Annotated in this window: 20 protein-coding genes; 5 read left to right on the forward strand and 15 right to left on the reverse strand. The window is 42.2% G+C overall.

What is annotated here, in order from left to right; all coding sequences use genetic code 11:
* Positions 1 to 37: 37 nt before the first annotated feature.
* From B2400_RS05315 to yiaA, 4 genes are all read right to left on the reverse strand, one after another.
* Positions 38 to 532, reverse strand: a complete 495-nt coding sequence (locus tag B2400_RS05315) for a GDYXXLXY domain-containing protein (RefSeq protein ID WP_293931626.1) — start codon at positions 530 to 532, stop codon at positions 38 to 40.
* On the reverse strand, positions 519 to 1586 hold the full coding sequence (locus B2400_RS05320; protein WP_286652006.1) for a DUF4401 domain-containing protein: 1068 nt from the start codon (positions 1584 to 1586) through the stop codon (positions 519 to 521). The genes B2400_RS05315 and B2400_RS05320 overlap by 14 nt, the downstream gene beginning before the upstream one ends.
* Positions 1576 to 2529, reverse strand: a complete 954-nt coding sequence (locus tag B2400_RS05325; RefSeq protein ID WP_293931628.1) for a DUF2157 domain-containing protein — start codon at positions 2527 to 2529, stop codon at positions 1576 to 1578. The genes B2400_RS05320 and B2400_RS05325 overlap by 11 nt, the downstream gene beginning before the upstream one ends.
* Positions 2530 to 2616: 87 nt before the next feature.
* Positions 2617 to 3084 carry an inner membrane protein YiaA gene (yiaA, locus tag B2400_RS05330; protein ID WP_149524756.1) on the reverse strand — a complete coding sequence of 156 codons (468 nt, stop codon included), beginning with the start codon at positions 3082 to 3084 and terminating at the stop codon, positions 2617 to 2619.
* Between the two features lie 130 nt (positions 3085 to 3214).
* Here yiaA and B2400_RS05335 point away from each other — a divergent pair, with 130 nt between their 5' ends.
* From B2400_RS05335 to B2400_RS05345, 3 genes are all read left to right on the forward strand, one after another.
* Positions 3215 to 4705, forward strand: a complete 1491-nt coding sequence (locus B2400_RS05335) for a hypothetical protein (protein WP_293931633.1) — start codon at positions 3215 to 3217, stop codon at positions 4703 to 4705.
* Between the two features lie 145 nt (positions 4706 to 4850).
* Complete coding sequence (locus tag B2400_RS05340) at positions 4851 to 5636, forward strand: hypothetical protein (RefSeq protein ID WP_149524758.1); 786 nt, start codon at positions 4851 to 4853, stop codon at positions 5634 to 5636.
* A gap of 6 nt (positions 5637 to 5642) precedes the next feature.
* A complete protein-coding gene (locus B2400_RS05345) occupies positions 5643 to 6749 on the forward strand; it encodes a toxic anion resistance protein (protein ID WP_149524759.1) in 1107 nt (368 codons plus the stop codon).
* Between the two features lie 37 nt (positions 6750 to 6786).
* On the opposite strand, the gene B2400_RS05350 is transcribed toward B2400_RS05345, so the two are convergent.
* The 4 genes from B2400_RS05350 to B2400_RS05365 all read right to left on the reverse strand — a co-directional run bounded on the left by B2400_RS05350 (position 6787) and on the right by B2400_RS05365 (position 9967).
* Complete coding sequence (locus B2400_RS05350) at positions 6787 to 7290, reverse strand: fumarate hydratase (RefSeq protein ID WP_293931636.1); 504 nt, start codon at positions 7288 to 7290, stop codon at positions 6787 to 6789.
* A 34-nt stretch (positions 7291 to 7324) separates the two neighbouring features.
* A complete protein-coding gene (fumC, locus tag B2400_RS05355; protein ID WP_149524761.1) occupies positions 7325 to 8722 on the reverse strand; it encodes a class II fumarate hydratase in 1398 nt (465 codons plus the stop codon).
* A gap of 278 nt (positions 8723 to 9000) precedes the next feature.
* The gene (locus B2400_RS05360) at positions 9001 to 9351 is read right to left on the reverse strand and encodes a n-acetylglutamate synthase (RefSeq protein ID WP_293931638.1); all 351 of its coding nucleotides are present in this window, start codon (positions 9349 to 9351) and stop codon (positions 9001 to 9003) included.
* Between the two features lie 49 nt (positions 9352 to 9400).
* Positions 9401 to 9967 (reverse strand): hypothetical protein, encoded by a 567-nt coding sequence (locus B2400_RS05365; RefSeq protein ID WP_149524763.1) that lies wholly within the window; start codon positions 9965 to 9967, stop codon positions 9401 to 9403.
* Between the two features lie 138 nt (positions 9968 to 10105).
* Here B2400_RS05365 and B2400_RS05370 point away from each other — a divergent pair, with 138 nt between their 5' ends.
* The gene (locus B2400_RS05370) at positions 10106 to 11707 is read left to right on the forward strand and encodes a S41 family peptidase (protein ID WP_149524764.1); all 1602 of its coding nucleotides are present in this window, start codon (positions 10106 to 10108) and stop codon (positions 11705 to 11707) included.
* On the opposite strand, the gene B2400_RS05375 is transcribed toward B2400_RS05370, so the two are convergent.
* The 6 genes from B2400_RS05375 to B2400_RS05400 all read right to left on the reverse strand — a co-directional run bounded on the left by B2400_RS05375 (position 11704) and on the right by B2400_RS05400 (position 19368).
* Entirely contained in the window at positions 11704 to 12813 is a 1110-nt protein-coding gene (locus tag B2400_RS05375; protein WP_149524765.1) for an endonuclease/exonuclease/phosphatase family protein, read from the reverse strand. The two genes, B2400_RS05370 and B2400_RS05375, sit on opposite strands and share 4 nt — an antisense overlap.
* The gene (locus B2400_RS05380) at positions 12813 to 13688 is read right to left on the reverse strand and encodes a rhomboid family intramembrane serine protease (protein ID WP_149524766.1); all 876 of its coding nucleotides are present in this window, start codon (positions 13686 to 13688) and stop codon (positions 12813 to 12815) included. The genes B2400_RS05375 and B2400_RS05380 overlap by 1 nt, the downstream gene beginning before the upstream one ends.
* 9 nt (positions 13689 to 13697) lie before the next feature.
* Positions 13698 to 14420 carry a rhomboid family intramembrane serine protease gene (locus tag B2400_RS05385; protein ID WP_149524767.1) on the reverse strand — a complete coding sequence of 241 codons (723 nt, stop codon included), beginning with the start codon at positions 14418 to 14420 and terminating at the stop codon, positions 13698 to 13700.
* 19 nt (positions 14421 to 14439) lie between these two features.
* Positions 14440 to 16311 carry a DNA mismatch repair endonuclease MutL gene (mutL, locus tag B2400_RS05390; RefSeq protein WP_149524768.1) on the reverse strand — a complete coding sequence of 624 codons (1872 nt, stop codon included), beginning with the start codon at positions 16309 to 16311 and terminating at the stop codon, positions 14440 to 14442.
* 232 nt (positions 16312 to 16543) lie between these two features.
* On the reverse strand, positions 16544 to 17833 hold the full coding sequence (gene lat, locus B2400_RS05395) for an L-lysine 6-transaminase (protein ID WP_293931643.1): 1290 nt from the start codon (positions 17831 to 17833) through the stop codon (positions 16544 to 16546).
* Between the two features lie 5 nt (positions 17834 to 17838).
* Positions 17839 to 19368, reverse strand: coding sequence for an aldehyde dehydrogenase family protein (locus tag B2400_RS05400; RefSeq protein ID WP_149524770.1), 1530 nt, complete (start codon positions 19366 to 19368; stop codon positions 17839 to 17841).
* A gap of 462 nt (positions 19369 to 19830) precedes the next feature.
* Between B2400_RS05400 and B2400_RS05405 the strand changes: the two genes are divergently transcribed.
* A complete protein-coding gene (locus B2400_RS05405) occupies positions 19831 to 20988 on the forward strand; it encodes an acyl-CoA dehydrogenase family protein (RefSeq protein ID WP_149524771.1) in 1158 nt (385 codons plus the stop codon).
* Positions 20989 to 20990: 2 nt separating this feature from the next.
* Here B2400_RS05405 and B2400_RS05410 read toward each other — a convergent pair whose 3' ends face one another.
* On the reverse strand, positions 20991 to 22271 hold the full coding sequence (locus tag B2400_RS05410) for a hypothetical protein (RefSeq protein ID WP_293931646.1): 1281 nt from the start codon (positions 22269 to 22271) through the stop codon (positions 20991 to 20993).
* Positions 22272 to 22984: the final 713 nt, after the last annotated feature.

The following is a 22984-nucleotide window of genomic DNA, read 5'->3' on the forward strand; positions in this document are numbered from 1 at the left end:
GATTGGGCTTTGTATTGGGTTAACTTAAGCTTTGACTTTACTTAGATTTTATCTCTCTTTTATTTTCGTCGCACAAGCCGATCAATAAACTATTTCCGTTTTCATCGACCTTTAGGGCGCCGTATTTAGCCTTTTCGAATCGTTCGCCTGTTCCTTCTTGGAAGAAGAAGGATTCAGCACCGATATTTACGCGCCAGCCACTTGGGTTGGTATAGTGTATTAATACTTCTCCGGGTGCTAATGGGGTCTTTTCAGCTTGGAATCTTTGTAATTCGCCTACCTGATGGATATCTAACTTAAGGACTGCATACCCTCTACGAGGGATGCTGTCGGGCTGTACATTGCTGTTCAGTTTATAGTTGAGCATCATGTAATCGCCCTGCATCAGCGATCGAGGGTCTACGGGCGCTAATTCCAACAGCACTAATTCCCCTTCTTTGAGGGTATCTTCTTTTTGCGCAATGCTATAGTTGAAGTAAGCCAACAATAATAGTAAGTTGACAACGATGAGTATGATGCTAATTTTCTTCATGACGACTTAATTTAAGGCTCACAAAATATAGAATGATAAAGAATGCTCCGGAGATCATCATAGCGATTGATTTGTTGAGCAAGGAAATCTCCAGATCGTAATAGAACCTGGAAACTGCATAGAGCAGAAGTAAAATGCCTAGTACAAATCCGGTCTTATAATTTGCCAAGAAGCTGACTAAGATCAAAAATATAGCGCCGGAAATGGCAGGAGCAAATAGGGTTGGCAGCAGGCAGCATAAACAAAGCAAATACAATAAGACTATTGTTCGCTTGTTACTGATGGCCAATTTCTCGAAAACATAATGCAGCGCAACAAAACAGAGTACGATAAAGGATAGCGAACTTGACAACGCATAATAGTTTGTAAGGATAAATTTCTGATCTAGCGTTAGGTAAATAAGCCCGATGATTAAGCAAAAAGTTAGTGCCGTGCGGATGGGATTGTATCGAATGGAAAAGAAGTCTCTTTTACTGATGATGCGGGCTTCTTTGATATACAGGTAAGCTAAAACTAAGCCCAGCGCAGGGACATAGAAATAGGACAGGTTATCCCAGTCTGCTTGGTTGAGTGCCGCGAGCAAGGTTCCGCAGGCAATCAGGACCAATATGAAGGTCATGATGTAGTTTCGTACGAAGTTGATACTGACGGTCGCGAGGATACAGATGATTAGCAATGCTGATTCGTCTGACAGGCGGTAATCTTCTAATGCAAGACCTATCAGTGTAAAGCCAAGAATAAGACCCGATACCGCAATGGTATCCAATAGCAGCATTTTAGTCTTTCGGCTAAAGAAGATTGATCCCGTAAGAAAGATCAGACCGAAGATCAGTTGCGTGATTCTGTTCTCCAAAATTCCAAAAGTGAATAGGAATCCGGTGAATGTGGAGCTTGCCATAAGCCCACCGAAAATAGATAGGATCTTGATTGGGAGACTTTGTGTCTCATCACGTTCCTGGAATTCGGTTTCTATTGCTTGCCGATCGAAACTGTGCGCTGCCTCCGACCATCCAAGGTTTTGTGTTAGTTCGTCGAAATTTAATCTACTTTTCATGACGATTCTTTTTTAACATTTGTATTAAATTGTAGACCACCAAACTGATGCTTGCGATAATAAATAAACTGACGAATAGATAGGAATCTTTCCAGTTGCTGATTTCTAGAATCAAGCCTGTCAGTATGATGATGATGCTGAGTGGTATGGCGGATAAGTAGAAGATACTTCGCTGCTTAATTCCGTAGCCAATTCCTAGTCCATAAAAGGCGATCGTTAGTAGAGGTAAATATGGGAAATCTGCCTTCGAGGCGAAGATGTAGACTAAATTCCCAATCGTTGCAAAGGTAAGTGCCGCTAAAGCGACAATATTGGTGAAATATGTTGGGATACTTACACCTTTCCAAGAATGATTGATCAAATGTGATGCAACTAGCGGAATCAGGTTGAGAACAAACAAGATGGTAAAGTTCGATCCTTCGTCCCAATGCCTTGTCACTTGTGTCGTATACAGGATAAAGGTGGTATTGACCAATCCTAGGAACAGTATCCAGAGGGGTGGAAAATTGCTGATCAACACCCAAATGCCGATAAATAATGTCCATGCAAGGAAAAAGTCGTAGGCATCTGCTCCGGTCTGATAGATTTGCCCGAACACGGAAAACATGACGCCGACCAATAGGGAAGCCCCTGTCAGTAATATTTTGCGTGTGTTGGGTGTAAGTTTTGGCAGCAGGGCGATTACGCATACAACGATAACTAGCATTTGCACGAGGCCAAGTTTGGCGAATTTGTCTAGTTCGTCCCAGTTGTAAGCAAAGAAAAAGATGACGCCCGCAGCGAAAAAGCCAATGCCTAACGCTAGTAATGCATATTTTAGAAAATTAGACCAATCGTTTCTTTGGTTGAATACTTCGGTTTTTAATGCCTTTTCAATTTGCGTTTCTGATAGATCGCTCTGTTTTGCAAGGATATGTATATCCTCGCGTTTAATGCTCTTCATGAGAGGGGGATTTAATAGGTTAAGTTACCAAAATTATTTAAACAACCCGCAGCCTCGACAAGCAAGGACTGCGGGGAAACCGCTAAGTTATAAGGTCTTTTCGTTTGCCAACTTAGCGTCTCTTGTGTTTTTCTGAACGGCAATGGCAGCAAAAACACTGAGCACAAAGGATATTCCGTAGAATCCTTTTTCACTTAAGGTCAAGTCAGCATTCCACAGACCAACGACCAATAATACGATCGAGGCAATGGTCGCAAACCAGCTTAAGCTATAGTAAATCTCAGTTACAGCCAACCCTTCAGCTTTATCTCGTACGCTTTTCTGTACCGAGATAACGGCAAATAATCCAAATAGTAAAATGGTAAAATAATAGCCTTTTTCATTGAGTGCCATATCGGCATTCCATAATCCTATACAAAATGCGACAGCACCTGTAATTAATGCTAACCAAGAGGCGCCTACGAAGGCAGCTGTCGGTTTGTACGGATTCTTTGTTCCTTCCGACCCCTTTGGAGTCAAGTTGTTTTCTTCTGATTGGATATTTAGCGGTTCCATATTTTTAATTTTTGTTGATTAATACGACGTAAAGGTCGGGGGAATCGGGCTGCTTGCAAACTTAGTTTCATTAAAATACTGACGATATAAAAGAGATATTTTTGATATATTTAGAAAGAAATTATAGTGTATGGATGATTTATCGCAGCTGATCGACTTACTTAATAATCAGGATAAAGCAGATTTTAAGAGTTTTCTAAACAGAAAAAATAAGCGCAAGGATGTCAAGAATATTCGTTTGTTCAATTTTTTAGAAACTGACGATAAAAAATCAATAAATAAATTATATTCAAAGCAAAAAAATAAAGATGCATATCATGCGCTTCGCAAAAGATTGCAGGATAATGTGCTCCAATTCCTTTCGCAACGCGCATTTGAAAGCAAAGACAGCGCGGTCTACGAAATACTGAGGAACCTCGTTGTTGCTCGATTCTTATTGGAGAATAGTGCTGCGAAGATTGGTTTGAAATGTTTGGATCGTGCGGAGCGTTTGGCCGTTCAAGAAGAGCAGTTTGGTTTGGTCAATGAAGTCTTTTTGTTGCGTATGCAGTATGCGCATTTGGATAGGGATTTAGCCTTAGACCGTTTATTAGATCGTTTTACTTTGAACCAAACGCATATGCAACGGGAAGCGAAGATGCATATGGCCTATGCCTACCTGCGTCGGGAATTGCAGGAGATACATCTGAAAGGGAAAATCGTTAACCTGACGGAGTTGATCGAAGCGACACTGAAGAAATATCAGATCGCGGTGCTGGATCTGATGAATTATAAGTCGCTCTATCAAATCCTCTATATCGCGAACGAGTATGCGGCCATCAATCAGAATTATGGATTGATCGAAAGATATGTTCGGAAAACGTATCAATACATTCAGGGCTTGGAAAAACCGAAGGAGCGCCATCTCTATTATCATCTCTATATCCTTTATTACCTAGCAAATTTCAATTTGCGCAATAAAAGGTTTGCAGAAAGCATTAGTTATTTAACGCAGATGGACGAATTGATGGATAGCAGTAAATCTTACAGAGAGCAGTTTATGCTGCGGTATCAACTGCTGCTGGGATTGAACTATCATTTTTCGGGGAAGCCTCAAGAAGGTATCCAAGCGATTGAGAAAGGATTATCGTATGCGACTAAGAAATCCAGCCAAGAGGATATCGACGATCTGTATCTGAGTCTGACCATGTTCTATGCGCAGCATCGGGACTCGCGCAGCTTAAGCTATCTAGCGAAATTGGGACATACCGATCATTGGTATGAGAAGAAGATGGGGATGCTGTGGACGATTCGAAAGAATTTGATGGAGATTTTGGTGCATTTGCAATTCGAGAATACGGAGCTGGCGGTTTCGCGGCTGCATAGTTTCAAACGCCGCTACAAGAAGTATTTGTTGAGCATTCAGGAGGAGCGTGTCATGGTTTTCCTAAGCATGGTTGAGCGCTCCATTCAAAAACCTGACATCGTCAGCGAGCAAACTTATCAGGATACCGTTCTTTCTATGGTTGATATCGACGCGAATAAAGATATCTTTAACCTAAGCTTTATTGCGTGGCTAATGGCGAAATGGGAGAAAAAGACAGCTTATGAACTGACGCTGTCGCTGATTGAAACCGTATAGAAATTGAGGAATTGGGCCTAGGAATTTTCACCGATAAAAATGACGTAATGACAGGTATTTTTATGCCAATTACCTAGTTTTTAGGATGAAAGTATGCATTGGAATAAGAATTGGTGTATTTTTATAAAAATAATTAAATTGCAAAATGGGTTGGGCAACAAAGAAAAGTAGACCGTGGGAGGTCAGACAGTTAATGTGGACGATTTTGTCTGTATTAATGATTATCCCATTGCCTATACATATACATCCCTTCGTCATGTTGGGACAAGCTAAGAAAACGAAGGTTCGTTCTTGGTATGTTGCGGGGGTGGCATTATTGGCCGTAGAGATTGCACTGTTGGTATCCTTCATTTACTTCTTCGGAACATTGAGCTCCGCGATGCTGCTAACGATGGGTGGTTCTGTGGTGTCTTATATCGTTGGTAATGGCATGCTGCTGAATCAGGCGAAGCCTTATTTACAGCGCTTGGAGCTGGGCGAGGTTCGTCCGTTGACATGGATATCGACGCCTTCTGCACAGAAATATTTGGAACTTAAATCGGCGTCTATTGATACGCCTCAATTTTTTGTGGAACGACTGTTACATTGGCGCAAGCAAATAGACAATAGAAGTATTCAAACGGATATCGATAAGATTATCCGGTTATTTCAATTGTTGGAGAAGAAAGATGTTCGTGAAGCAGAGAAGTTTCTTGTGCGCCATTCGACGGTAGTGAATGTGCTGATGCAATATGATGAGTTGGAGAATACGCATCTGAGCAATAGCATCACGATGGAATCGAAGCGTAAGCTGGAAAGTGTGATACGCCAGGCTTCGGTGGCCATTGAGCAAGAAGTAACGAATCATTTTAAGATGGGGATGCTGGATGTATCGGCGGAGACCGATGTTTATCTGCAAACCTTAAAAAGTAGAAACCTTTTAAAAGATTAAGATATTATGGCAAACTTAGATTTGACAAATTTGGATGATGACCAGAACAAGAATAAGCCTGGCGAAATCGCTGTAAACTTTACAGAGGAAGAGAAGGGCTTAATTCAACAATATAAGGATAAGATTAACTTAAAATCAACCACTGATATTATCCAATTTGGTGTCGGTAGCCAGTCCAATGTAAGTAATTTCTCGAACGAGATTTTGAAGCAGGTGCGGACCAAGGATCTTGGTGGTGCGGAAGATATTCTGTTGAATCTTCGTGGGGAGATTAAGAATTTCGATGAGAAATTGAATAAGAAACCGTTGATTCCTTTCTTCGATAATATCAAGAAAAAGATCGGTCGTCTTCGTACGGAATATGCTTCTGTGGAGAAGAACATTCATAGCATTGAATTGAAGCTGGAGGGGCACTATAAGAACTTAGCGAAGGATGTCAACATCTTCGATAAGCTTTTTGTTCAGAATCAGCAATACTTTAAAGACCTTTCGCTGCATATTCAAGCAGGGGAGGAGAAGTTGCATGAGGTGCTAACCGTGACTTTACCGGCGATGAAAGCGGAGGCTGAATCGACAGGAGATCAGCATAAGATACAGGAGTATAAAGACATGGAGCAACATGTTGTTCGTTTCGAACGTAAGGTGCATGACCTGAAGCTTACCCGAATGGTGGTCTTGCAGACGGCTCCGCAGATTCGTATGATCCAAAGCAATAGCAGCTCGCTGATGGAAAAAATCCAGTCAAGTATTGTGAATACCTTGCCTTTGTGGAAGAACCAAATGGTATTGACTTTAGGTATTGCGCATGCGCAGAGCGCGTTGGAAGCACAACGTGCGGTTACTGACGCGACGAATGAACTCTTGAAGCGCAATTCGGAGATGTTGAAAGATGCGACTATCAATGTAGCGAAGGAAACGGAGCGTGGTATTATCGACGTGGAAACCATTAAGAAAGCGAATACGGATATTATCACGACGATTGAAGAGGTGTTGCGTATTCAGAAAGAGGGTAGAGAGAAACGTAAGGTTGCCGAAGCAGATCTATTGCAGGCGGAGACTGAATTGAAGAACCATATTTTGAAATCGTCGGATGAGACGAGACTGATAAACTAGATAAAAAGAAAGAGCCGCGTTTAGCGGCTCTTTCTTTTTATAGTTCCCAACGTTTTTTAGGTACGCAGGTAATGTCTTTGATCTTCTTGAGAACGACAGGTCTTGCATCAAATTTGTTTTCCAATACGACGCTATCCTGGCTTTTGTAAGCCACTTTATAGCGTGGCAAGTATTCCCCTTGCTTATAACATCCGGAGATCTTTTGTTTCCAGTTGGGTTTTGTATAGACGCCTTCGACAATCATACTGTCGCCGCGCAATACATAGACAGCCTTTGCATATTCTGTCCATTCTCCATTTTTGTAGCAACTGTCGGGCATTGTTTTTACCTTATTGTGCACTTTCATGGTTGTGTAAATCGAGTCGCAGGTGACACGGAATTCATGTAAGGTATAGTTCAGCATATTTGCTGAGTTGGGGATGCTGTCCTGTACCCATACACCCTGAAACCAATCTGCTCCCTCATCCTGCATATCAGAATGTCGCTGACAGCTGCTGCCAATAAAAAACATACCTAACACTAGGGCAAGGTATGCTTTCATTGAAATATGTAATTTTAAGCGTTTATCCACTCTTTTATTTTAAGCTACCTACCATATCTTCCGGTTTTACCCACTCGTCGAATTGCTCGGCAGTAACATAACCTAATGCGATAGCTGTTTCTTTTAATGTAGAATTGTTTTTGTGTGCTGTTTGTGCAATCTCCGCAGCTTTGTAGTAACCGATCTTCGTGTTCAATGCTGTTACTAACATCAAGGAGTTGTCTACTAATTCTTTGATGCGTGCGTAGTTAGGCTCGATACCTACTGCACAGTGCTCTTCGAAAGATACACATGCATCTCCGATAAGTCTTGCAGATTGTAAGAAGTTTGCAGCCATCAATGGTTTGAATACGTTAAGCTCGTAGTGACCTTGCGTACCTCCGATTGTGATTGCTACGTCATTACCCATTACCTGTGCTGCAACCATAGTTAAAGCCTCACACTGCGTAGGGTTTACTTTTCCTGGCATAATCGACGATCCTGGTTCGTTCTCCGGAATAAGGATCTCACCAATTCCTGAACGAGGACCTGATGCCAACATACGGATATCGTTAGCAATCTTATTCAATGCTACGGCTAATTGTTTCAAAGCACCGTGTGTTTCAACGATAGCATCGTGTGCTGCTAATGCTTCGAATTTGTTCTCGGCAGTAACGAATGGATGACCTGTGAACTCAGCGATATATTTGGCAACAACAACGTCGTATCCGTTAGGTGTATTTAAACCCGTACCAACGGCTGTACCACCTAATGCAACTTCTGCAAGGTGTGATAACGTATTTCTTAACGCTTTAAGGCCGTGATTTAACTGCGCTACATAGCCTGAAAGCTCTTGACCTAGTGTAAGTGGTGTAGCATCCATTAAATGCGTACGTCCAATCTTTACTACGTTCATGAACTCTTCGGATTTTCTTTTCAATGTATCGCGAAGCTTCTCAACGCCAGGGATAGTCACTTCTACTACTGCTTTGTAAGCCGCAATGTGCATACCCGTAGGGAATGTATCGTTAGAAGACTGTGATTTGTTTACATCATCATTAGCTTTTAATACAGGCTCACCTTCGCCAATCTTTCCACCTGCAAGTACTTGCGCGCGGTTAGCGACTACTTCATTCACATTCATGTTGGACTGTGTTCCTGATCCTGTTTGCCAGATAACTAATGGGAATTGGTCATCTAGTTTACCTGCTAAGATTTCGTCGCATACTGCAGCGATAGCGTCGCGCTTCTCTACAGGTAGTACGCCTAATTCATGGTTAGCATAGGCAGCTGCTTTCTTTAGGTAAGCAAAGCCTGCTATGATCTCATGTGGCATAGATGCCGCTGGACCAATTTTAAAGTTGTTTCTTGAACGTTCAGTTTGTGCACCCCAGTATTTGTCGGCAGGTACTTGAACCTCGCCCATGGTGTCTTTTTCTATTCTGAATGACATAATTACAAATTTTTGTTAGGCAAATTTAGGACTGTCATAACGTATATCCAAATCTTATTCCTTCGTCGTTAACGAAAGATGTGGACTCTGTTTACTTTAATCGTTGACTTAACCTAACGTAGATGATTGGAATATAGTTTTTACGAATTTTATGATAGGCTAAAGATACTTAAAAAAAGCCTATTTTATTGCTTTTCGCCAATTGTTGAGGCCACGCAGGTATGTTATGCGGATTTTGCATCTATGTTTGGAGAGGAGAAAGGGGAGTGTTGGGGTACTTATACTTCTTCGACAATGCTCTCGCCTTTGCTTAGGTCGCCGGAAGTCCATTGCCAGGTCTCATGTAAGCGGATTTTACCGTTTGCTAAAACTTCAGGGCGTGATTGGCAGATACCTGTCATGAGTTCGCCAGCATGATTAACCTGATGATAGCGCATGTCGATTGTGCCATACTCAGAAACTATCCCTAAAAGATGCCCATATTTAATAGCTCCGCCACTGTAGTCCGCGAAGACAATATTGCCGATATGCTTGTAATGAAATTCTGTTTCAGGGGAAGTTTCGCCGTTGTTGCTGTTGCTTAAGGTTCGGAATATGCGGTTGTGGTAGTTGATAGATCTTACGTTCATGGCGCTGGTATTTATTTATGATGAATCGAAAAGGCTATCAATAACAACATTAATTCAGCCTTTTTTGCATGTGTTCTTCTATGTGATGATAAAGTTGTTTCGGCTTTAATGTGCGCCAAGGGAAGTTGTTGAAATACTGTCCGAAGTTAATGTAATAGTCGATGTGGTTGCTCTCGAATTCTTGAATAACATGTTCGCGGAAATTGATTCCTACGATCCACCCGTCTTCGACATCTTGAAACCATTCTTCATAATAGGAATCATCGGAAGCATGGAAGTTCAAAACGTTCTCTCCAATCAGGATAAACTTATTGATACCCTCGCCGATCATCAGGTCGATGATCTCGCGTTTTAGGATCATGATGTCGTTGTAGATCGCATCGTTCCATTCGCCAATGAGTTCAATGATGCAGAATCCTTTATCGTAATCTGCATACAAAACTTTCAGGTAAAGCGTCAATGATCCAAACTCATCCCATTGTGGATGTAAAAGAAAATTATAGATTTTCTTATCAAACTCAAATTCTGAATGTATAGTGCCATAAAATGGGCTTCGCTCATCTTCTGAGGCTATATAATCGTCTCTCCAGTTGTAATATGGTTCTATTTCGTGCATGAGTATGTAAAAATATTGAAAATTGCTGAAATATTACCGTTACAAGTCTTGTTTGGACTGTTAATTGTTGATAAATTATTTATTATATTATTCTTTTAAACAAATCGTTAAGTGTTAATTTTGCGCACCAGACCATAAATGCAAAAAGGAAGAAAGAGGAATATTTTCGTTGCAGCCACCTATGCGGCTACACTCCTATTAGGATTGATTCTCGGGCAGAATTACGCTGACCAAGAGCGAATCAGTTCTGGTGGTTCCTTGGTGCCTATTGGTATTTCCGATAATGCGTATAAGATACAACAGGTTGTAGATCTTATTTCCACCCGATATGTGGATAGCATCAATATGGATTCCGTCCAAAACGGGGCGATCAACCATATCATTTCCCATCTCGATCCTTACTCTTTATTTCTGATGCCTAATGAGTCGCAGACTCAAACGGAAATCCTTGAAGGTACTTTCGAAGGGATAGGAATGGAGTATTTCAATCTGAACGATACCCTGCTGGTAGTTGGAGTGATTACCAATGGTCCGGCGGATAAGGCTGGTTTCAAAGTAGGGGATCGAATTCTGAAGATTAGTAATAAACCCGTTGCAGGGAATCTGGTGTCGAAGGAAGAAGTAGAGAAGCTAATTCGTGGTAAGCGTGGTACAGAGGTAGAGATGTTCATCCAACGCGATTCCATTGCGCTGCCATTCCCCTTGAAAGCAAAGCGAGACCAGATCAGTGTAAGCTCCTTGGACGTAGCTTACATGATCGAACCTACCGTCGCGTTCGTTCGTATCCGTCGTTTCGGATTGAAGACTGCGGAAGAGTTTCGGAATGCGATCATCGAGCTTAAGAAGCAAGGTGCGAAGAACCTCATCCTCGACTTGAGAGACAATGGCGGAGGATACTTTCATATCGCAATCAAGTTGGCAAGCGAGTTCTTCGCCGATCAGCGTTTAGTTGTATATACAGAAGGAGCTCATGAAGCGCGCAGAGATTACCTATCGGAAAGTAAAGGCAATTACGCAAATGGTAAACTGGTGGTGCTAGTGAATGAGCGTACGGCTTCTGCGAGTGAAGTTGTTGCAGGTGCAGTGCAAGATTGGGATCGAGGTATTTTGATCGGACGTCGTACTTATGGAAAAGGGATTGTCCAAGAGCTATTCGATTTCTCTGATGGATCAACGATCAACTTGAGTATTGCTCGATACTATACGCCGCTAGGACGTAGTATCCAACGTAAATACAGTCCGAATTGGTCAAATATGCAAGATTACGCGTCTATGTATAGCGGTCTTTGGTCATTAGACACGACGTATGCACATGGAAAGTCATACCAAACGGGCTTGGGCAAGAAGCTCTTCTCTGGTGGAGGTATTGTGCCTGATCTGTTAGTTCCTGTGGACTCTAATGAGGTGAGCATTATTTATCAGGATCTAGCGCAGTCGAGTCTTGTAGAGCAGTTTGTCTACAGTCGCTTCACGAAGAAACTACCGGCCTATTCTATCGAGAACTTCTTGCAAGGATATACCCTTCCAAATTCGGAGTACAGCAGCTTTATTAATTTCCTTAACCAAAGGGGAGTTCGCCTAAGCGCACGCAAACAGATAGACTTGCACGATCTGATACAAAGTGATATTGAAGCTCTCTTGGGTCGGTACTATTTCGGTAGGGAAGCTTATTTTAAAGTAAAGAATCGTTATGATTTCTTTATCGAGAAGGCTTTACAGCAGCTTAACACACAATCTTAATTTCCTTTGTGCATACTTAAATCTGCCCAAATCGGGTAGTGATCTGAAAGCTTTTCCTTAATGATATGGTAGTTGTTGACAGCGAATTGCTTGTCGGCAAAAATATAATCTATCTGGAGGATAGGTAGCATCTCGAAATGCGTAATACCCCATCCATTGCCTTTCTCCTGAAATGCATTCTTCATATCCTTTCCAATCAGATTAACGCTGTATGACATGGGGGTATCATTAAAATCACCCATGATAATCTTCGGCAGGTGGCTTTCGGCCATATGTTCGGATAGAGACTCCGCCTGATTACTGCGCTGTTCGAAAGCCCATTTCAGCTTTCTTCCTACACGGCGAGTTGCCGTTTCTTCTGCTCCTCCGGCTCCGCCAGGATTCTGAATGAATTCCTTATCTTCGTTTTGCAATCCAAATGAGCGGAGGTGCACATTATAGACACGGATCGTATCTTGATTTTTTACGATATCAGCGTAAATGATACGGTTGATACCGTATTCATTCTTTTTAATCAATCCTGAGTTAATGATGGGATATTTAGAAAAAATAGCCTGTCCATAGGCCATATAATCGTTCTGTGTCGATGGAGCAAAGTAATAGGTATCAAAGTCAGCTTTGTTTTTTAGAGTCTCGCTAAAACGCTTATTGCCTTTGATTGTGCTATAGAACTCTTGCACACACAATACATCCGGCTTTGTTTCATTGACGATCTCGATGAATTCCTCTTTAGGCGGCTTCTCGGAACCCTCAATTGGAGAGAACATATGTGCATTGAAGGACATGACACGAAGCGAGGTGTCGGAAGGAGCCAAATCAACCTGTTCGCTAAAGGTTATATGCTGCGTCATCAGGTTCCAACCTAATAATATCGCACCAAGAGAAAGAAGTGCGAAACGCGGTTTTCGTAGTATCCAGTAAAGAATAAATCCGACATTGATAAGCAGGATAGGCAAATAACCCAATCCTAAGAAGGCAATACCCCAGAAAGACTTTGGATTGATAAAAGAAGCGGAGTAGCTTAGAAGTAGACCGACAACTGCAAGCAAATTGCCAAGCATCACGGTTTTGCTGAAAAAACCCAAGTTCTTTTTGTTAATTAACATTACTCTTGCTCTTCTCTACTTACTTTAAAAAGGATTTCTTTTTCCCGTGAAGATAGACTTTCATAACCGTATTGGGAAATTTTATCCAATATTTCATCGATTACCTCTTGGTTCGGTAAGTCGCCTTTATAGCTTCTGTAAACCGGTGGTTTATTTTCTGTATGTACAACACGTAATTTACTGTCAGGTTTTCGTTCAAAAAGCTTGCTCCAATCATTTCCTTTGCGTAGCTGACTAATGAACAGCATCCCCCATGAGGTGCTGATCAGTAATGATATTGCGCCAGGCTTGTTGATTAAAAATAGGAAGAGAAACTGCAACCCCAAAAAGACGAATGCAATCGTTTGGAACTTCACATTGCCAAACAAGAAAAGTCTGAATTCCATTTTAGGAACCAGTATCAGCAAGCTTCCCATCAATGCTCCGATGCTCATCGCATTGGTATGCAGAAAGGTCTGTGGACTCTTCGCTAAGAGTGGAATCTGCGATAGAGCTAAGAAGGAAAGGCCTCCGATGAAGATAGCACTTAAGAATACCGTCAGGAACTGACGATTATTTAAAAAGCCTAAAAAGACATTCCCTAGCCAATAGATCCACAGGCAATCGAACAGAATATTAAACAATCCGGTGTATAGGAAAGGATAGGTCACTAACGACCAAGGCTGTTGGATAAACTTACTGAATTCACCGGGTAGACTCAGGTAGCTCAACACTTTATCGTAAAGAGGATAGTTGGTGATCCCAACTTCCACAAAAAGATCAAACAGATGAATAATAACGAATAGAAAAATCTGCGCAGATAAAATATAGGGTATCGGCGAGCGGCTACTGTAAGTAGTTTTAAAAAAATCTTTCAGTGCGTTATCTTTCTTCATCACGATCTACTAATAATAATTGCCTCGGCGTACTCCCCACATTTTTAATAGGATAAAACCAAATAGCGCTCCCCCGACGTGTGCTAAGTGCGCAATCGAGGAGCCTCCTCTAGAGAATCCTAAGTATACTTCTATAACTATTAAAATTGGAATAAAGTATTTTGCTTTTATAGGAACAGGAATGAAAAGTAACATCAATTCCATGTTTGGAAACAAAACTGCAAAAGCCAATAATAAGCCATAAATAGCTCCCGAAGCTCCTACCAAAGGCGTGCCATAAATCGATGCTAGCGTGTTGAAATTCTCCTGTGAAATCTGCTTCGTGCTGTAGATTCGATCATTTAGCATATCAAAATTGACATAATCCGATGCCTGCACGGTTCCTGTAATCTGATAAACCTCAATGGCCTGAACCCCATACTGTAAAACCAAAGCCCCCAATCCACAGATCAGATAGTAGTTCAGGAATTTCTTAGAGCCTAAAACGCGCTCGACGATAGGACCGAACATCACCAAGGAAAACATATTGAAGAAAATATGTGCAAAGCCCAGGTTGTCGTGCATGAACATATAGGTTATCGGCTGCCAGATATGGAAGAATGGTGAATCTGGGTAAAATACACCGAATAATCTTGGTGCCTGAGTAAATATTAACGAACCTATAAAACAGACCACATTGATGATCAGTAAGTTCTTAACAACCGGAGGTAAATTTCCTAATAGATTATTCATATTTCAATTAAATATCGGTCTAAATGTTTCTAGCAAATCGCTCTGCTAATTCTTGTAATGTATATGTGATGATAACGGGTTTCCCATGAATCGAAATATTCGGTAATTCGCAGGCGAATAGGCGGTCGATTAAGTCCTCCATCCCTTGGTTATCTAATTTTGTACCGGCCTTTATAGCGGCATTCTTTGCCAAACTCTTCGCCAGTTTCTCGCGTTTATTCAACCGCAGGTCGCTCTGGTTCTTGAAATCCTCCAGCAACTGTTCGATAATCTGCCCCTCATTTACGTTCTCTAGATCCGCAGGAATCCCATCCACAACAAAAGTCGTTTTCCCGAATGGGCGTAGCTGAAAACCCAAAGAATGAATCTCAGGCAACATATCCTGAATCAATGCAAAATCTGCCGCATTCAGCTCTACCGTCTGTGGAAACAAACTTTGCTGACTCGAACCCTGATTGTTGATCAAATGCTGTTGAAATTGCTCAAACAGAATGCGCTCATGCGCCGCCTGCTGATCGATCAACATAAATCCAGAATGAATCTGCGATACAATATAACGATTATGTAACTGGAAAAACTGCTTTTTCGGCTGATCTGATGCCTGAATAAAACCACTGTCGGTCGCTTGCTCTTCCGGAATAAGCGGCAACTGTGTAGATTCCTCTTGCTCTGTAATCTGATAAAGCGAATCCCAGTTCTGAGGAATGCTCGTCTTACGCTCTAAGGCCTCCGGATAGCTGTATGAACGGCTTACCGCCGATCGTGCGCTCGGATTACCATCATCGAACGGATTGAAATTCGGATTGAAATTAATAGTCGGCGCCTGTATCTCATCCAATGGCTTAGGCGTGATCAAGGTGTCAAATCCTGTTTCCTGTTCAAAGTCTAAAGATGGGGTTATATTATACCGACCTAATGAACGCTTTACCGCAGAACGAAGAATAGCGTAAATAGCCTTCTCATCTTCATATTTTATCTCCGTTTTCGTAGGATGTACATTGATATCGATCTTCGAAGGGTCGATGTCGATGAACAAGACATACAATGGAAACATATCTGCCGGAAGAATCTCCTCGTAGGCATTCAGAACTGCATGATTCAAATAAGGATCCTTAATAAAACGATTGTTCACAAAGAAAAACTGCTCTCCGCGCGTCTTCTTCGCAAACTCAGGCTTCCCAATATACCCCTTAATGTTCAATATGGTCGTCGTCTCCTCTACAGGCACCAGACGCTGGTTATAGCTATTGCCAAACAAATGGACTATCCGCTGCTTCAGGGATTCCTTCGGAAGGTGGAACATCTCGTTACCATCGCTATGCAACGAGAAGAAAATCTCGGGATGAGCCAAGGCAATACGCTGAAACTCGTCGAGAATATGTCTCAACTCTACGGAATTGCTCTTCAGAAAGTTGCGTCTCGCAGGAATGTTGTAGAATAGGTTTTTCACCGAGATACTACTGCCTGCTGGAGTCTGATCCGGATATTGCTGAACAACTTCCGAACCTTCGATCTCAACAACAGTTCCTAACTCATCCTCATGTCGGCGCGTACGAAGTTCCACGTGCGCAATCGCCGCAATAGAAGCCATCGCCTCACCACGGAAGCCCATCGTACGGATAGCAAATAAATCCTCCGCCTTACGGATTTTCGACGTCGCATGCCGCTCAAAACATACACGAGCATCCGTAACGCTCATACCACAGCCATTGTCAATAACCTGAATCAATGACTTCCCCGCATCCTTTACAATAAGTTTTATTTGATCTGCCCCCGCATCGATAGCATTCTCCATCATCTCCTTCACTGCTGATGCTGGTCGTTGAACAACCTCACCCGCCGCGATCTGATTGGCTACTGAATCGGGAAGCAATTGAATAATATCCGACATAGTCTACAAAGTTAACAAAAATGATGCTAATCATCCCCGATAAACGCCCCACAAGCCTTTCCCGCTGAAAAACAATTTATTGCCTTTTTTAGTATAACATCGATTAGCATATTTCTGTTCGAAATCCATGACGGATTGACAGTAATTTTAAAGAAAAAAGAGCCGTAAATACTTACGACTCTCAAAAGGCTTTTTTATTTTATTCTAGAACAGCTTGCTGTCCTTAATTATCTTAGTCGACCAACCTATCAACGATGGCAATTGCCTTGTCGATATCTTCCTTCGTTGCGGTCAGATGCGGTCTGAAACGAATACTACGATCGCCACAGCCTAAAATCAACATCTTCTCGCCCATCGCTTTCGCTACCAAGGCATCGCGCTCTTTGTCTGTAGGTAAATCAAATGCGCAAAGCAAGCCTTTACCGCGTACCGCAGTGATACTTGGATGTTTTTCTGCAAGGATATTTAATTGTTCTATCAAATATGCCCCCAATACAGCTGCTTTTTCTACCAAGTTCTCTTGCTCGATGATTTCTAAAATCAAACGGAAGCGAACCATATCAACCAAATTACCACCGAACGTCGAGTTAATACGACTTGACTCTTTGAATACATGGTTTTCCACGCGATCAAATTTCTCTTTATTCGCCAAAATTCCACATACTTGGGTCTTCTTACCAAAAGAGATCACATCAGGAATAATGCCTAAGTGCTCATAGCACCACATTTTACCCGTCATCGCGATACCAGTCTGTACCTCGTCTAAGATTAATATAATATCATTCTTATCGCAGATCTCACGCAGCTTCTGGAAAAACTCATTGCGGAAATGGTTATCTCCACCTTCTGCCTGTATAGGCTCGATGATTAAGCATGCGATATCCGCTGGGTTTTTCGCAATAGCAGCCTCAATTTCTTGAATGGCTTGCTCTTCTGCCTTGATGGCATCATTTACAGACTCCTCAGTCAATGGAAACTGCAGCCTCGGATTGCTGATTCTTGGCCAATCGAATTTCGGAAAGTACATGTACTTTCGCGGATCCTTCGTATTTGTTAAGGACAAAGTATAGCCGGAACGGCCGTGGAATGCCTGCTTAAAGTGAATTACTTGGCTCGCCTCTTGCTCGATACCCTTGCTTAAGTTCAATCTAGTTTTCCAATCGAATGCTGCTTTCAATGCGTTTTCAACCGCCAAAGCTCCGCCATCGATGAAAAAACAATACCTTAATTCTTTAGGAATACCTACGCGCTCGAAGGTGTCCAAGAAATCGGCATATTCTCTAGGGTATACGTCCGATAGAGCCAACTTATTGATGGCAGACTGCTTCAGCGCATCCGCGTTTTTTAAAATATGAGGATGGTTGTAACCAACAGGGGAGGAAGCAAACATGCTGAACATATCCAAATACTCGTTTCCATCAACATCCACAATATAGGAGCCATGCGACTTCTCCAAGTCAATAACTACCGGTAGGCCGTCGGCAAGAATATGCTTCGCTAATCTTTGATGTGTCTCTCTCATAATGCTTATAAATCAAATTTAATCCCTTGTGCCAAAGGAAGGTTAGTCGTATAGTTAATGGTATTCGTTTGACGGCGCATATAAACTTTCCATGCGTCCGATCCAGATTCACGACCACCGCCGGTTTCTTTCTCTCCGCCGAAAGCTCCGCCGATTTCAGCACCCGAAGTACCAATGTTAACATTCGCAATACCACAGTCTGAACCATTCTGACTTAAGAAAAGCTCCGACTCGCGAACGCTGTTCGTCATGATCGCAGAGGATAAACCTTGTTTTACACCATTTTGTAAGGCAATAGCCTCCTCCAATTCGCCTTTGTATTTTATTAAATAAAGGATAGGGGCGAAGGTCTCATGTTGAACGATCTCATAATGGTTCTCTACCTCGGCAATAACCGGCGTAACGTAGCAACCGCTTTCATAACCCTTCCCTTTCAACACTTCTCCCTTCGTTAAAAGCTTGCCGCCTTCTTCCTTAATTTTTTCTAAAGCATTCAAATACATATCAACAGCATCAGTATCAATTAATGGTCCCATGTGATGTTTAATATCTAAAGGATCACCGATTTTAATCTGCTTATAGGCATCCACTAAAGATTTTTTCACCTTATCATAAATGCTCTCATGAATAATCAAGCGTCTTGTGCTGGTACAACGTTGTCCTGCAGTTCCTACGGCTCCGAATACCGCACCAATAATCGTCATCTTCAGATCAGCGCTTGGCGTCACGATGATGGCGTTGTTTCCGCCTAATTCTAACAGCGATTTGCCCAGACGTTGTGCTACGGTCGTCGCCACGATCTTACCCATGCGGGTAGAACCCGTCGCTGATACCAATGGAATGCGCTCATCGGATGATATCCATTCTCCAACTTCCTTGTCGCCAGTAACGATCGAAGAAATGCCCTCCGGCAATTTATTCGCTTTTAAGATGTCGGCTATGATTTTCTGACATGCAACCGCACACAAAGGCGTTTTCTCGCTCGCCTTCCAAACCACAACATCGCCACATACTAATGCTAATGCTGCGTTCCACGCCCAAACAGCAACAGGGAAATTGAAAGCCGTGATGATACCAACAATTCCTAGCGGATGATATTGGTCGTACATACGGTGCCCCGGACGCTCCGAGTGGATGGTGTTTCCATATAACTGTCTCGATAAACCAACCGCAAAGTCACAGATGTCGATCATTTCCTGAACCTCACCCATACCTTCTTGGTATGATTTACCCATCTCGTAAGACACAAGTTTGCCCAATAAAGGTTTTACTTCTCGCAGTTTTTCGCCCAATTGCCTAACAATCTCTCCGCGCTTCGGTGCAGGGATATCTCGCCATTCCAATTTAGCCTTCTCTGCTTCCTGCATCACTTTTTCATATTCCTTTTTGGTACTGCTTTGAACCTTCGCTATCAGCTTTCCGTTGGTTGGCGAGTATGACGCTATCAATCCTCCTTTTGAAAACCACTTGCTACCGGTACTTGTGCCCAAGTTTTCTACTTCTATTCCTAGTGCTTTTAATTCTTTGGATGTCATATATTGGTTTATATTATTCGAAATTTGACTAAATATAGAGAATATAATTTATTATTTATATTAAATTATCGAATTATATGAATTTTGTTGTCCCCAATTCCGAAGAAAACTCAATCTTCAGAGAAACTGCTAAGTGCTTGAGATAAAGATTATAACAAAGTTTGCTTCCCTGAAAACATCAACAAACCAACAGTAAACACATAGAACCGTCAAAAAATTAGTGATAGCAGTCATTTTCGAAACGTTCACCACATCTTATATTTAACTTTACTATGTGCCTAATCAAAAGGAGGCGCATAAATACGAAACCTCCATTATAAAAAGAACAAAAAAAATAATGAAAGCACAAAGGAATAACCCTTTATAAAAACAATACACTTGCGCTAATATTTAACATAGCAAAGGCGACATACTCTAAAATCTAAATTCTTATATCTAATATCTAACGTCTAATATCTAACCATGGTTGACTACTTTAAAATCGAAGACCTTCTTTCGGCAGAACATATCTTAATTCGCGATGCTATTCGCGACTTTGTAAACTTAGAAATACGTCCTGAAATAGATCATTTTGCACAGGAGCATAAGGAAATTCCCAATCTGATGAAGAAGTTGGGGGAAGTCGGTGCGCTCGGTCCTTTTATTCCACAGGAATACGGTGGGGCAGGACTTGATTATCTAGCCTATGGTCTTATCATGCAAGAACTGGAAGCGGGCGACTCGGCGATACGCTCTGCAGCGTCCGTGCAATCGTCGCTCGTAATGTATCCTATTTATTCCTTCGGGTCCGAAGAACAACGAAAGAAATATCTACCTGCCTTAGGCGCAGGAGAATTTATTGGTGCTTTTGGCCTAACAGAACCTAATCACGGATCGGACCCCGGAAGTATGGAAACTAGATTAACGCCTGATGGGGATGGTTTCCGACTACATGGTTCTAAAATGTGGATCACGAATGCGCCGATATGTGATGTAGCCGTTGTATGGGCGCGTGATCATGAGGATAAAGTTCGTGGTGTAATCGTTGAGCGGAAGATGGAAGGATTTTCTACACCCGAAACATTGAACAAATGGTCTTTGCGTGCGTCAAAGACTGGCGAGCTTGTTTTCGATCAGGTGTATATTCCTAAAGAGTATGTGCTGCCGCATGTTCAAAGTATGCGCGGACCGCTATCTTGCTTAAACTCCGCGCGCTACGGTATTTCTTGGGGCGCCATCGGTGCAGCAATAGACTGCTATGAGGTGGCCTTGAAGTACGCCAAAGAACGGGAACAATTCGGCAAACCGATCGCGTCCTTCCAATTGCAACAAAAGAAATTGGCAGAAATGCTGACTGAGATCACAAAAGCGCAGCTCCTTTCCTGGCGCCTGGCAACCTTGAGGAACAATGACCAAGCGAGCCCGCAACAAATTTCAATGGCGAAGCGCAATAATGTGCATATGGCATTGCAGGTGGCACGTGAAGCGCGCCAAGTGCTCGGTGCAATGGGAATCGTTGGCGACTATCCGATTATGCGCCACATGATGAACCTGGAGTCGGTAATAACCTATGAGGGTACTCATGATGTACATTTATTGATCACCGGACAAGATATAACGGGTATCAGCGCCTTCCAATAGTGCTATCTATTATAAGGCATATCACTAACCCATCGGAAACCTCGGGTTTTTAAGTCGATATTTTCCATATCTATCTTATTTATATAGATGGATATGGAATCTTTAGACCCGATGTTCCTTAACATGATCCCTGCTTCACGTTTTTCATAGCGAAAATGCTGAGTTGGCTCTCCCGCCTTCCCAATAATCTTGATTTCTTTATTAAGGCTGTCGCTCGTCATCTGATAGGTGCGACTTTTCATCTCCGCATCGCGGACGATCAGTGATTGCTCGTTGATGAAGATCAGAAAATGCCAGTCATCTGGAATCCGAAGTTTCTTCCGGTTCTCATATTCGCGCAGCGGTAAATAGTAAACGCCATAAAGATCGCTCTCTGTTTGTATGAATTGCTTGATAAACTTATCAGCCCTTATAATACTTTGCACGGCAGGTGCGACGGTTGCAAGGAGCATAATTACTTTTATCGATATCAAACTTATTCGCTTCCAGCGTGCATTAAGTTGCAGGCTCGGCGGAGGGCTGAGCGAAATAGCTTTTCCTTGTATAAGCAGTTTGTAGAATTTGCTGATGTTCGGACCTAATAGATATAGAGAAAATAATACCAGAGTTGTCGAGAGCATCTTGACGGGCACATCATAGAAATAATTAGTCGCCATCACGTTGATACTAACACCTAGGGTAATGATTGCCCCGATCGTCATCGTCTTCCTAAACAATAACAAAACGCCCAACATCTCAGCGATACCTATCATTATATTATAAGGATGCGATGCGCCGTAGAATGCCCAAGCCAAGCCCATAGGCGAATATTGATATAGCGGCTCCGTCAGTTTATATAAGGTAGGGAAGGGGAACTGCCCCTGAAAGAGCTTGATAACTCCATAGTTGAACATGGTGATGCCAACATAATATCGTAGAAGCACCGTTAACCAGTAATAGAGTTTCGGATATTCTCTGTTTTTCCGATCAACGAGCGACCAAACTACACAAGCAATAATAGATAGCAGCAATATCAATAGTAAGATCAGCCAATGCACGGTGCTGTCGCCGCTACCATTCCTATAATAAGGAACGGTTTGATTCAGGTCTAGCCATCCTGCAGTCATGCCCTTCATGAACCCGATTATTGCGTCGCCCATCAAGGGAACGAAAGGAGTAAGAAAGAGGAACGTATGATTATTGAACAGCAGGATAAATAATAGAAAGAGAATAAAGCAGAACCTAAAGAATATAGGTTGTTTCGGAAACATACGCGTGGCAGTGATATCGTTGTCGGTATTCATGTTTGGTTAGTAAGTAGGTTAAATATAATAGATGTCTGCGGGAATAGCTGCGGTCGCATTTAGATTTAACTTTTTTTAAGAGCTGGATTGGGCTGGTTGAAATGGGGGTGTTGTTTTTTTTCCTTGGATCAGGAAAGGAAGGGAATTTTGTCTTTGAACCAGGAAAGGAAGGATTTAAGGATTGGCAGGATCGGGCGTACGTTTCCTAAAAGATATATAATCGATCCCTTTATCCACCGCCATACCCGATCCTGCTCATCCTTGCATCCTTCCTTTCCTGGTTCAGACGAAACACTTCACAAAGGCATTAGCGCCCTTTTGGCCTCTTTCAATTTTCGAACTGTCCAGGCTGTAATATTCTATAACTTGCCTTTTTTGTCTTGAACCAGGAAAGGAAGGATTTAAGGATTGACAGGATCGGGCACACGTTTCTTAAAAGATATATAATTGATCTCCTTATCCACCGCCATACCTGATCCTGATCATCCTTGTATCCTTCCTTTCCTGGTTCAGAAACGAACTCATTTTTTCTTTCAACATGATCCTGCTCATCCTTGCATCCTTCCTTTCCTGGTTCGGACAAACGCCGAAAAATCAAAACTTTCTTTCTCCCCTCCTTCAAAGACCAACCCGAAAAGACAAAATCCCCCTTCTAAAACAAAGTTTCAAAGACAGCTCCCCAATCCCCGCCACACAGCTCCGACGGCTCAGAA

Origin of the sequence: Sphingobacterium sp. UBA6645, from assembly GCF_002455685.1 — a bacterium.
Lineage (GTDB): Bacteria > Bacteroidota > Bacteroidia > Sphingobacteriales > Sphingobacteriaceae > Sphingobacterium > Sphingobacterium hotanense.

Coding starts and splice junctions, on each gene's coding strand:
- B2400_RS05315 (WP_293931626.1), bottom strand. CDS start 532: ATGAAGAAAATTAGCATCATACTCATCGTTGTCAACTTACTATTATTG.
- B2400_RS05320 (WP_286652006.1), bottom strand. CDS start 1,586: ATGAAAAGTAGATTAAATTTCGACGAACTAACACAAAACCTTGGATGG.
- B2400_RS05325 (WP_293931628.1), bottom strand. CDS start 2,529: ATGAAGAGCATTAAACGCGAGGATATACATATCCTTGCAAAACAGAGC.
- yiaA (WP_149524756.1), bottom strand. CDS start 3,084: ATGGAACCGCTAAATATCCAATCAGAAGAAAACAACTTGACTCCAAAG.
- B2400_RS05335 (WP_293931633.1), top strand. CDS start 3,215: ATGGATGATTTATCGCAGCTGATCGACTTACTTAATAATCAGGATAAA.
- B2400_RS05340 (WP_149524758.1), top strand. CDS start 4,851: ATGGGTTGGGCAACAAAGAAAAGTAGACCGTGGGAGGTCAGACAGTTA.
- B2400_RS05345 (WP_149524759.1), top strand. CDS start 5,643: ATGGCAAACTTAGATTTGACAAATTTGGATGATGACCAGAACAAGAAT.
- B2400_RS05350 (WP_293931636.1), bottom strand. CDS start 7,290: ATGAAAGCATACCTTGCCCTAGTGTTAGGTATGTTTTTTATTGGCAGC.
- fumC (WP_149524761.1), bottom strand. CDS start 8,722: ATGTCATTCAGAATAGAAAAAGACACCATGGGCGAGGTTCAAGTACCT.
- B2400_RS05360 (WP_293931638.1), bottom strand. CDS start 9,351: ATGAACGTAAGATCTATCAACTACCACAACCGCATATTCCGAACCTTA.
- B2400_RS05365 (WP_149524763.1), bottom strand. CDS start 9,967: ATGCACGAAATAGAACCATATTACAACTGGAGAGACGATTATATAGCC.
- B2400_RS05370 (WP_149524764.1), top strand. CDS start 10,106: ATGCAAAAAGGAAGAAAGAGGAATATTTTCGTTGCAGCCACCTATGCG.
- B2400_RS05375 (WP_149524765.1), bottom strand. CDS start 12,813: ATGTTAATTAACAAAAAGAACTTGGGTTTTTTCAGCAAAACCGTGATG.
- B2400_RS05380 (WP_149524766.1), bottom strand. CDS start 13,688: ATGAAGAAAGATAACGCACTGAAAGATTTTTTTAAAACTACTTACAGT.
- B2400_RS05385 (WP_149524767.1), bottom strand. CDS start 14,420: ATGAATAATCTATTAGGAAATTTACCTCCGGTTGTTAAGAACTTACTG.
- mutL (WP_149524768.1), bottom strand. CDS start 16,311: ATGTCGGATATTATTCAATTGCTTCCCGATTCAGTAGCCAATCAGATC.
- lat (WP_293931643.1), bottom strand. CDS start 17,833: ATGAGAGAGACACATCAAAGATTAGCGAAGCATATTCTTGCCGACGGC.
- B2400_RS05400 (WP_149524770.1), bottom strand. CDS start 19,368: ATGACATCCAAAGAATTAAAAGCACTAGGAATAGAAGTAGAAAACTTG.
- B2400_RS05405 (WP_149524771.1), top strand. CDS start 19,831: ATGGTTGACTACTTTAAAATCGAAGACCTTCTTTCGGCAGAACATATC.
- B2400_RS05410 (WP_293931646.1), bottom strand. CDS start 22,271: ATGAATACCGACAACGATATCACTGCCACGCGTATGTTTCCGAAACAA.